Source organism: Mesorhizobium sp. M8A.F.Ca.ET.181.01.1.1 (assembly GCF_004792025.1).
Taxonomy (GTDB): Bacteria; Pseudomonadota; Alphaproteobacteria; order Rhizobiales; family Rhizobiaceae; genus Mesorhizobium.
This window is the reverse complement of record NZ_SRTV01000013.1, coordinates 94,768-105,351: the sequence shown is the minus strand read 5'-3', so window position 1 is coordinate 105,351 and position 10,584 is coordinate 94,768. Positions and strand designations below refer to the sequence as shown.

11 protein-coding genes and 1 pseudogene are annotated in these 10,584 nt (G+C 58.5%); 10 read left to right on the top strand and 2 right to left on the bottom strand.

The window, feature by feature from the left end; genetic code table 11:
* Positions 1-11 precede the first annotated feature (11 nt).
* The gene (locus EN824_RS30865) at positions 12-365 is read right to left on the bottom strand and encodes a hypothetical protein (protein WP_135917264.1); all 354 of its coding nucleotides are present in this window, start codon (positions 363-365) and stop codon (positions 12-14) included.
* 192 nt (positions 366-557) lie between these two features.
* Between EN824_RS30865 and EN824_RS30860 the strand changes: the two genes are divergently transcribed.
* The 3 genes from EN824_RS30860 to EN824_RS30850 all read left to right on the top strand — a co-directional run bounded on the left by EN824_RS30860 (position 558) and on the right by EN824_RS30850 (position 1,883).
* Positions 558-908 carry a hypothetical protein gene (locus EN824_RS30860; protein WP_135907004.1) on the top strand — a complete coding sequence of 117 codons (351 nt, stop codon included), beginning with the start codon at positions 558-560 and terminating at the stop codon, positions 906-908.
* A 319-nt stretch (positions 909-1,227) separates the two neighbouring features.
* On the top strand, positions 1,228-1,437 hold the full coding sequence (locus EN824_RS30855) for a cold-shock protein (protein WP_027145347.1): 210 nt from the start codon (positions 1,228-1,230) through the stop codon (positions 1,435-1,437).
* Positions 1,438-1,607: 170 nt separating this feature from the next.
* The gene (locus EN824_RS30850) at positions 1,608-1,883 is read left to right on the top strand and encodes a hypothetical protein (protein ID WP_135907006.1); all 276 of its coding nucleotides are present in this window, start codon (positions 1,608-1,610) and stop codon (positions 1,881-1,883) included.
* Positions 1,884-2,027: 144 nt separating this feature from the next.
* Here EN824_RS30850 and EN824_RS30845 read toward each other — a convergent pair.
* Positions 2,028-2,757 (bottom strand): annotated as a pseudogene (locus tag EN824_RS30845) (IS5 family transposase).
* A 589-nt stretch (positions 2,758-3,346) separates the two neighbouring features.
* On the opposite strand from EN824_RS30845, the gene EN824_RS36590 reads away from it, so the two are divergent.
* From EN824_RS36590 to EN824_RS30810, 7 genes are all read left to right on the top strand, one after another.
* The gene (locus tag EN824_RS36590) at positions 3,347-3,904 is read left to right on the top strand and encodes a cold shock domain-containing protein (RefSeq protein WP_135917263.1); all 558 of its coding nucleotides are present in this window, start codon (positions 3,347-3,349) and stop codon (positions 3,902-3,904) included.
* A gap of 179 nt (positions 3,905-4,083) precedes the next feature.
* Complete coding sequence (locus tag EN824_RS30835; protein WP_135880728.1) at positions 4,084-4,329, top strand: hypothetical protein; 246 nt, start codon at positions 4,084-4,086, stop codon at positions 4,327-4,329.
* 580 nt (positions 4,330-4,909) lie between these two features.
* Positions 4,910-5,212, top strand: coding sequence for a hypothetical protein (locus EN824_RS30830; protein ID WP_135880727.1), 303 nt, complete (start codon positions 4,910-4,912; stop codon positions 5,210-5,212).
* Positions 5,213-5,354: 142 nt separating this feature from the next.
* Positions 5,355-7,280, top strand: coding sequence for a PAS domain-containing sensor histidine kinase (locus EN824_RS30825; RefSeq protein WP_135907010.1), 1,926 nt, complete (start codon positions 5,355-5,357; stop codon positions 7,278-7,280).
* A gap of 85 nt (positions 7,281-7,365) precedes the next feature.
* Positions 7,366-8,364 (top strand): sensor histidine kinase, encoded by a 999-nt coding sequence (locus EN824_RS30820; protein ID WP_135881131.1) that lies wholly within the window; start codon positions 7,366-7,368, stop codon positions 8,362-8,364.
* A 267-nt stretch (positions 8,365-8,631) separates the two neighbouring features.
* Complete coding sequence (locus tag EN824_RS30815) at positions 8,632-10,209, top strand: HD domain-containing phosphohydrolase (protein ID WP_135917262.1); 1,578 nt, start codon at positions 8,632-8,634, stop codon at positions 10,207-10,209.
* A gap of 90 nt (positions 10,210-10,299) precedes the next feature.
* Positions 10,300-10,572 (top strand): hypothetical protein, encoded by a 273-nt coding sequence (locus tag EN824_RS30810; RefSeq protein ID WP_135907014.1) that lies wholly within the window; start codon positions 10,300-10,302, stop codon positions 10,570-10,572.
* Positions 10,573-10,584 lie beyond the last annotated feature (12 nt).

The window sequence follows — 10,584 nt, the reverse complement described above, 5'->3', positions numbered from 1 at the left end:
CGAAACCTACCTCACGTCGCCCGCTCTCCGCTGGCGTCGCTGATCTTGTCCCTGACGGCCTTTTCGGTTTCCGAGGCTGCGGTTTTGACGACGTCAGAAACTGTGTTGATGATCGAAGCAGGATCGGCGCCGAAGCCCTTTTTGTCGGCCTCGTCCTTGACTGTTTGGTAGGCTTGAGCGGCAACATCCTTGGCGCCTTCGACGCCTTGATGGAGCAGGTCGTTCGCCTTGTTGCGGATAGCGTCGCTCGTTTCACCGAGCTGTTGATCCTCGAATTCGGTGCGTGGAAGCATTACTCCTACCGCTGTCCCGAACGCCAGGCCCAGAGCCGCCAGCATCAGCGGTTCCCGGCGCATCAGGTCCACGGCTGCGGCCGTAGCCCTGAATGCCAAGCTCGACGAACCGCTACGCGCCTCGGTGGGGGCAGACAGCACGACAGCCAAGATCGACGACAAGGAACCCGAAGAAATCGAAGCCGAGCGAAAGCGGCGACAGAACGACCGCTGATATCGCTCGATGCAACGCTCAGCCCATCTTGGCGGACCGGGGGCGTAGGCATGACCACCACCGTCAACCTCGAACATCTTTCCGGCAGGCGCGTGCTGTCGCCACGCGGCAAAAGCGTAGGCCATATCGAGGAGATACGCGCCGAACAGGTAGGCGGCGATCTCGTCGTGACCGAATTTCACGTAGGCATCTATGCAGCGCTCGAGCGGCTTTCTGCTTTCGCTATCGGCTCCGCATTACTCGATCTTTTCAGCCTGCGCCGGCGAGATGGCTTCTATCGCATCCCCTGGGATATGCTCGATATCTCCGATCCGAAGCGGCCGCGTTTGCTGTGTCCGATGACCGAGCTCACTCATATGAAAGGGCGAAGCCAAACCTTGCCGGCTAAGGGAAAGCGATGAGGATGACACGCCTGGCTGAGGCGAAAGCAGCCGTACTGTTGCCATCGAAAGCAGGACTCATGTGACGGGAGCGAGAAAAGATCCGATCAAAACCGGCGCCGACGCCAAAAAAGTTGAAGTGACAATTTCCAAAACCAAAAGTTGACGTCGCCATTGCGGGAGGATATGAATTCAATTGTCGATATTGCTTGCTGAGCTTTGGTTATCGCGCGTTTGGCACCGCGCCCTGAACGAACCTTCCCTTCAAAATCGTCATCGTCACAAATCGGCAGCGCTCTCGCGTTGCCGACGTCCAATATTGCTATGAAAAGGGTTCATCATGACCACTGGCACAGTTAAATGGTTCAATTCCACCAAGGGTTTCGGCTTCATTCAGCCTGACAATGGCGGCGCCGACGCTTTCGTTCACATCTCTGCCGTCGAACGTGCAGGAATGCGCGAAATCGTCGAAGGCCAGAAGATCGGCTACGAAATGGAGCGCGACAACAAGTCGGGCAAGATGTCCGCCTGCAACCTGCAGGCCGTCTGATCGGGTTCAGCTTTCCTTTGACCACGGATGTACTGGCACTGTTGAAAGCATGAGACCAAGCGAGGTCAGGCAGAATTGCCTGACCTTTTTTATGTCCGGCCGACCGACCCACCAGCTCGCGCGTGTTCCGCCGCCTCTTGTCGATGGCCGTCAAGATCAAGGAGATCTGGATGTCCGAAAAAACGAGCGAACTTCAAACCATCAATACCGCCTGGCAGATCGCCATCCAGGAAATCCTGCGAATGGTCGTGAGGGATATCTACAGGATAGACGGCGAGGCTGCGTTCAAGTCACATATCAAGCGCATCGAAGAGGCTGCGGTCGACAGCATTTACACTGGCCTGATGCTCAGAGGAACCGACGAGTGGACGGAGCTTCTCGTTAAAGAGAAGGCCAGCAACTTCGTCACTTCGCTTCTGACATCCTTCACATTCAATCAGGTCTGAGCGCCAACGGCAGCCTTCGCGAGAACGCCTCGTTGGCCTTTGCGCGTCACGGCACCTTTTTAATTTAAGCTTCCATGTAGTTGTCGCGAAATCGCACGCTCATTCCGGCACATGCATCAGCCCGCCCGAATGTGCTCGCACACCCTAGGACGTAGGCTCATTACCGCGTAGCCAGATGCGGACGGAGACGAGTTTGAGGGCGGCAAGATAGTTTTCTGCCAGCTTGTCGTATCGAGTTGCGATGCGACGGAACTGCTTGGCCTTGTTGCAGAAGCGTTCGACGAGGTTGCGCGCCTTGTAGAGGAAGGGGCTGAAGCAGATCGGGTCCTTGCGATTGGCCTTGGCGGGATATTGGCCCATGCATTTCGCCTGGTGACGGCGTTGCGCAAGGCGTTGGCATCATAGCCCTTGTCGGCGAGCGGCATCGCACCCTCACGCAAATCCGTGATCATGTCTGCTGCGGAGGCGATGTCACTCATCTGACTTGCCGTGAGCATCAGTTTGATCGGCCTACCATTGGCTCAGCCCGCCTCGGGAGCGACCGAGACAAAGATCTCGGCCCCCTTTTTGCCGTCGCACCTTGCTGATGGACGCGAACAATGGAGGTGTCTATCATCTGCGCGTTGCCGTCATGGCCTTTGGTGACGGGGTCCATGAGGCGGTCCCACACACCTGCTTTACGCCATCGGACAAAGCGATTGTAGCAGGTGGTGCGGGGGCCGTATCGCTCTGGCAGATCGCGCCATTGCGCACCGGGTCGCAGCACCCAGAAGATGCCGTTCAACACGCGGCGATCGTCTACGCGCGGCAACACCTCGGGCAAGAGCGGCTCGATCACAAGCCATTCGGAATCGGTCAGGTCATAGCGGCTCATGCAGAGGCTGAATCACATTCCATTGCAATTTAAAAGCCGCCAATAGGCGAACGACCCCATTGCGGACAATGGCTGCAGCGATATAACTCCATGTATGCAAAGGTCCTTCAGCGTCGGAACACATGTTCGTTTAGTTGGAACGCCGCCAAATCTTGTTGATGCAGACGATCTTCAAACCGCAACTCTCTTCCGCTTATGCCTCGGAAAGACGTTCCCAGTCAGGGAAATGTTAGACGGCATGGCTGCTTTGGATGTCGGAGAGATATTAGGTGAACCGTCGTATATGCACACGATCTACGTAGAGCCTGAATTCCTTGAATTCGCTACGGGTTGACAAGCACCGTCCGAATTCCACCCCTCTTGGTCACTCCGCATTTATGAGTTCACAGGCTAGAGCAAGCATAATCCTTCACGCGGTTTCAGCGGGGCTCCAGATCGGGCTGATGCCTGACCGATTCCATCGAACGGATTTTCTCCCGCACCTTCGACGGGGGAGTTTTCCAGTGCGCCACGTCAGCAACTGGATTGATATTGCTCGCTGTTCACTGCCGGTGATAATGCAATCTTTTCCTCTAGGGTCAGTGCTGGAATGGGCAAATATCGGGAACACCGTCAGTCGCGGAGCCAAGGCTTCGAGAGCGATAATCATCATGAGAGTTCGGAACCGAGTTATTTCGACCGCAGGCCAGCACCACCCCAGACTTCGTCAGCGACGACCTTCTTACATGATGCTGAGGTACTCTGGTTAAACGCGGAGAAGGGTTTCGGCTTCTTGAGGCTCAGCGATGGTTCCGATGCCTTCATTCACTTCTCGAAGTTGCAGGCTGCGGGACATGACAGCCTTCCCGAGGGGGCACGCCTGAAGGTCCGAACCGAACCCGGCCAGAAAGGAGCCCAAGTTGTCGAAGTTGTCTCTGTAAGCCTGGGAGACGGTGCGTCCTCCCCAAAGGTTGTGAAGCGATCCGCCGAAGCCTCGGTTCCTATGCAGGAACACGACGGGCAGGAAGCCGCCGGCGTCGTGAAGCGATACGATCTGAACAAGGGGTTCGGATTCATTGCGTTGGATGGCGGGGAGAAGGACGTGTTTGTCCACGCGACTACTTTGACCGCAGCGGCGTGGCAAACCTCGAAGTCGGCCAGAAGGTGATGATCACTTACAGTCGAGGCCATAAGGGGCTTGAGGCGCGAACAATTCGTCCGTGCTGATCGGACGCTGCATCCAGTACTTGCGTCGTGCATCCCATAACAAGACTGCAGCGGCGTAACACCGGGGAAGCGGTATAAGAGTTTTAAGATAGATTCGGTGTCGCCGACGGGGAGTGTCCGATGACAAATGTGGTGACGCTGCACGGCGACAAGCGGTGGAAAGCCGTGCTTGAATATCAGCACGAGAATGGACCCATCACCATCGAGCACTTCTTGGAAGAGATTACCGAACTGCACTTGATCATCGAGCACGGACCCGACTGGAATACGCTCATCCGCTGCACGGTCACGCTGAACCGGCCGGACGGTGGCGAAGAACAGAACAGTGTCGAAAAGGCCTGGCAGAACGAACGAGGATCAGGGTGAGAAATCTGGCCACAAGGATCGAACGATACGCCAACGAATCGGGTGTCGGCTAGACGCTTGTGTGATCGAGTCCTAGATCGACGGCATCGCAATGTGGGTGGGTAGTGGGGCGGGAGCGGGATGGTTTGCAGCGGTGATCCATGCGCTGAGGGTCAACGTTGAACCACTCGATCCTTGGCGTTAACGCTGGCTACATCACACGCAACAAGCTGCCTGCGCCAGCAAGCAGGAAGCCATCTCATGTCAGGTACTGGAGGCCGGTCGATCGCGTCAGAAAGAAGCGAAGCATGGTGCATTTACTTGGCCGCACTTGCCGGCAAGCGCCTGCTCTCTCACCTGATGAGCAGCAAGGACTAACTCATACATGTCGCGGCTTCGGGTCGTTAGATGGCTCATTGCAAGACCCACTATCCAACATAAACACGAAAGCCTGGGCGGCCGCACGCTTGTGATCGCCGAAGATTCTCGTCGGCGCGGGTGGGGTAGGACGCAGTTTGGGTTGACTGCTGTGTGTAGACGCCCATATGACGCAATCTGCGCTTGGCGTCCAAAGCGCAAAATTTACGCGGAAGGAACGAAAATGGGCGAAAAATATGCCAACGCGCGCGAGCACTTTTTCGCTGCAATCAGGACATTGGCTGCCTCCTCCGAGAGCGTGCAAACGCGTCTGATTGATGCCAATGTTAATATTCTCAATGTGACGATCGATGAATTCGACGGTGACCGCGAGCTCAAAATCAAGTTTGCCAAGATTCTTGATCTCATGGCTGTCGACCAAGACGATATGGAAATGGTTGCGGTCGAGACCGCGGCGCACATGACGGATTTTGAAGCCGTTAAAGTCGCCGATTTGATTTGCGATTTTTATACCGAGCTCACCTAGCTCCCCACACATCATTCGTCTTCGCCCCTTGGGGGGGCGAGGCTGGAACGACATTGGCTTGTCGCTGCGGACTTGTTGAGTGGAACTATATTTCACCCGGTCCGTTCGTACCCGATGTGCCTTCAGAGCGCCGGGGTGTGGGATGAGCCTGCTTAATGATCAGCATGCGGTAGAGCCTTCCGAGGCCCGATATCGTCTCCTCGTTGAGTCGATTAGCGACTATGCCATATACCTGATGGATCCAGATGGCACCGTTGTAAGCTGGAACGCGGGGGCGGAGCGTTTCAAAGGTTACCGGTCGGAGGAAATCGTCGGGCAGAACTTTGCAAGGTTCTATTCCGAGGAGGACCGCGACGCGGGCGTGCCCAAGCGCAACCTCCAACTGGCGGCCAGGGATGGGCACTTCGAGGAGGAGGGATGGCGATACCGCAAGGATGGTTCGCGGTTCTGGGCCAGTGTGGTCATCGATCGCATCGTTGATCCAGCGGGAACCGTGGTGGGATTTGCCAAGATCACACGCGACCTGACGAAGAAGCGAGCCCAGGAAGCGGTACTGCGGCGAAGTCAGGAGCAGTTTCGGTTGCTGGTCAAAGGGGTAAGGGACTACGCGCTGTTCATGCTCGACCCAGAGGGCAATGTCGTAAGCTGGAACGCGGGCGCCGAGCGCATCAAGGGGTATACCGAGGAAGAAATCGTCGGGCAGCATTTCTCGCTATTTTATACTCAGGAAGATCGCGCGAGTGGCGAGCCGCAGAAGAATCTCGAAACTGCCCGGGCGGCGGGCAACACAGAGGTGGAAGGCTGGCGCGTTCGCAAAGACGGGTCTTTGTTCTTTGCCCATGTCGTAATCGACGCTATTTACGATGATGGGGGCAACCTCATCGGCTTCGCCAAGGTCATTCGGGATATCACGGACCGTCGTGACACTCAGCGGCAGCTCGATCAGGCACGCGAGGCCCTGTTCCAGTCCCAGAAATTGGAGGCGATCGGCCAGTTGACCGGGGGCGTCGCACACGATTTCAACAATCTCCTGATGGCCGTTTTGGGCAGTCTCGAGATTGTCGCCCGACGCAGCAAGCCTGATCCCCAGGTTACGCCGTTTATTGATAACGCTATCCAGGCGGCTCGGCGGGGCGCTGCCCTCACGCAACGCATGCTGGCTTTTGCCCGCAAGCAGGAACTTGCGATGCAAGCCGTCGATCTCGTCGATACCGTGCGTGGCATGGCGGACATTCTGGATCGCACCCTTGGCCCATCCATTGTTGTAACGACACGGTTTCCGGTATCCCTGCCGCTGGTCCATACGGACCGGGCGCAACTTGAGTTCGCGCTGCTCAACCTAGCAGTCAATGCGCGCGACGCGATGCCAGACGGTGGCACGCTGGTCATAGCTGCCGAACGGCAGGAGACTTCTCCCCGTGACGACGCTCGGCGGGCCGGACGCTATGTGGTGCTTTCGGTAACCGATACCGGCGAAGGGATGAACGCCACCACGTTGTCTCATGCAGCTGAGCCCTTCTTTACGACCAAAGGTGTTGGCAAGGGGACAGGCCTTGGTCTCTCGATGGTGCATGGGCTCGCCGAGCAGTCAGGCGGACGATTCGTGTTGTCCAGCGAGCCCGGCAACGGAACGCGAGCGGAGTTGTGGCTAGCGCTGGCGCCCGGTGAACTCAGTTCGCCCGAACCACCGGCCGCCGTGCCGGTGTTCACGGCAATGGATGGCAAGCGCGTTCTTGTCGTGGATGACGATGCTCTCGTGCTCCTGAACACCGTGACGATGGTCGAGGATCTCGGACATCAGGTCTTCGAGGCAACATCGGGCGAAGAAGCCCTGTCCATTCTTGATAAGGAAAGCATCGACCTCCTCATAACGGACTACTCGATGCCAAAAATGACCGGTGGCGCGTTGGCCGCGACGACGACGACGCGCTGGCCACACATCAAGGTCCTGATCGCCACCGGCTACGCGCAAATGCCAGACGACTACAAAGGCAAATTCGAACGTCTGGGGAAGCCGTTTAGCGAACAGGAACTGAAAGTGGCGATTGGGCGGACGCTGACGTTATAGCTGGCCTGTTGTCCTGCTCAAACAACGCACGTACAACGCTTCCTGGGCTACCGCTGCTTGCAAATTTTGCCCAATGAAAGTCGTCATGCCGTTCAGCGACAAAGACCATCCCCTCAACCAGGTTGATAACCTCAAGCGCGCCTTGCATGCTGCCGGGGTTGCTCTCTGGTCATGGAGCGTCGAAACCGATGCTTTTGCCATGGATGAGCAAGGATTCAGGTTGTGGGGGTTGCCACAGGCGGATCAGGTGACATTCGAGGATTTATCGTCCCGGATCCATCCTGCGGATCGGGACAGGGTGCGTGCCGCATTCACCGCAACGCGGGCGCTGGTAGGCGCCTACGAAATCGATTTCCGCATCATCCTTGGCGAGGAAATTCGTTGGATTTCTGCGCGTGGTCTTGGAAATGACGAGGGATTGCACAATGGGCAGATGTCGGGGGTATTCCTCGATGTAACCGGCCGCAAACAGGCGGAAGAGGGGCATGAACTCCTGGCGGGAGAGATGAGCCACCGGGTCAAGAACCTGCTGGCGATTGCCACTGGCTTGACCAACATCACATCTCGCTCCGCGACATCAGTCACGGAAATGGCGAGGGAACTCACACAACGGCTGACCGCCCTAGGAAGGGCGCACGACGTCGTTCGACCGCTAGCGGGTAACCAGGGCCGCGCCGCACTGATCGGTGATCTTATAGCCGTTCTGCTGGCTCCCTATGATGATCAAGGAGCTTTCAGCGGTCGTATCCGTGTAGCCGTTCCGCGAATGGGCGTAGGTGAACAGTCTGCCATGACCTTGGCCCTTGTGATCCACGAGCTCGCTACCAACTCCCTCAAATACGGCGCCCTCTCTGTGAGATCGGGGATGTTGGACGTCTCGGGAACGTCATCTGATAACGAGGTTTGTATTGTGTGGACCGAGCGCGGGGGTCCCTTCGTAGCGTCGTCCGGCAGGGAGGGGTACGGCAGCCAGTTGCTGAACCGCAGTGTGACTGGCCAGCTTGGAGGCTCGATCGTCACGGATTGGTCAAATGAAGGTATAATCGTGACTGTCAGGATGAACGCCGAAAAACTGTCCCAATGAATGGTAATCTTTTTCCCGGGGTTCGAGTCAGTAGAGCGCTACATCGCAAGACCCACTATTGAGGACGCGATCTTTTGCTGTCGTCGGCATGCGGCGTCACCAGCAGGTTGGAGCCATTGTTGGTGGCAATGATGGATGGGGCAGATAAATATATGAAGCCTAGAAACCGAACATTCTGTTTCTCGCAGGCTCCACATCAGGCTTGGAATTTTTCCCCTAGGTAAGGACGGCGCACGCGGCTAGCATAAGGCTCACTGGGGGTGGGCGATGACAGACGTCTCAATACGCCGGGCGGATTTCATGATGGTCCTGGCCTATGCTTCGGACCTCGCCACGGGCCATTCTCGCGACTTCGCACTGAAATCCTGCGTACTTGCAATGCGGATCGCCGAGCTTGCGGGTGTTTCCAATGAGGTTCGGCGCAATGCCTACCACCAGTCCATGCTGCGCTATGTCGGCTGCAATGCCGACACGGACCTTCTGTCGGCCACCTTCGGCGACGAAATTGCGCTCCGCCAGGACCTTGTCGGCCTCGACATGGGCAATCGTGCGGAATTGGGCAGGGTCTTCGTGCAGGCGTTCAAGCGGTTCTACTACGATCTCGAGCCTGACGCGCAGGCGAGGGCGATCGAGGCCGCGATGTCGCAAGCGCTCGTGGTGGCGCGCCCGGTGCTCACAGCGCATTGCGAGGTCGCGCAGCGGATAGGCGAGCGGCTCGGCCTGTCGGACGAGATCCGGCGCAATCTCGGGCAAATCTACGAACGTTGGGACGGCAAGGGCCTGCCGCGTGGGCTGAGCAGTGACGATGTCCTGCCCGCCGTACGCCTGATCACGCTGGAGCAGGATGCCATCGCGCTTTGCGATGCCGTCGGCATCGAAGGGATGGCCGAAACCATCGCCGGTCGTGCCGATGGCCCATACGAAGCGGGCCTGGCTCGACTCGTCTCGTCCAATGCGGCGATCCTAATGGATGGCATCAGCGCGACTGTCGACCGCGAGACCATTTTGGCGCTTGAGCCCGATCCGCCGGTGACGCTTGACGAGAAGGCTTGCGACGAGGCGTTCCTGGCCATAGCCGACATGATCGACATGCGCATGCCGTTTACGCAGGGCCATTCGAGGATGGTGTCGGAACTGGCCACGGGTGCGGGCAAACGGAGCGGGTTGCCCGATCCTGACGTTCGCGCGCTGCGCTGGTCGGGCTGCATCCATGACATCGGCGAACTCGTCGTGCCGGTGGCGACCTGGATGCGGAACGGTCCGCTGTCGGTGCGCGAGCGCGACGCGGCGCAGCTTCACGCCTATTATGGTGAGCGGGCGCTGGCCTCGTTCGGCCGCGAGGGCGATGCGATGGCCGCCCTCGTGCTCCGCCATCACGAACGCCTGGATGGCTCGGGCTATCACCGCAAGGTCGGCGGCTCAGACCTGTCCCCGGCGGCACGGATCCTGGCCGCAGCCGAAGCCTTCCAGACATCACGGGAGGAACGTCCACATCGCAAGGCCTTATCCAGCGAGGCAGCGGCAACGCAGTTGCGCGCCGCCGTGCGTGACGGTTGTATCTGCCCTGACGCCGCAGAGGCCGTGTTGTCTTTCGCGGGACAGCAGTCGCGGCGGGCTTTGCCGCGGGCGCTGGCCGGCATGACGGCGCGCGAAATCGAGGTGCTGCGCCTGATCGCCGCCGGGCTCACGGCGAAAGAGGCGGCACGCAAGCTTGATATCTCGCCCAAGACCGTGGACCACCATATCCAGAACGTCTATTCCAAGATCGGCGTGACCACCCGCGCCGCCGCGGCACTCTATGCGGTCGAGCACGGCCTTATCCGACCGGGCGAAACGCAGGCATAGGGAATCCACCCCATGTGGACCCGCTCACGGGCGCGCATCGTGATCCTGTCGACGGACCAATGGTGGCCGCGACCGACAGGAGGAAATCAGATGCTTCTCGCAACGACCAAAGTGGCAGATGTCGACCACTTCATCCGTATCTTTTCGACCAAGGGCGCCGACAAGCGTCGGCTGCACGGCTCGAGCGGCGCGACCGTCTTCCGCGACCCCAGCGAGCCCGATCGCGTCTGGGCGATCTTCGACTGGGACGCCGAGGGCTGGAAGAATTTCGTGTCCGATCCGGAGGTGCCAGCGATCCTGCAGGAAGCCGGCCATGTCGGCAAGCCGCAGGCGGCACTGCTCCTCGGCCATTACGAAGCCTGAGGTCCCGCCCTG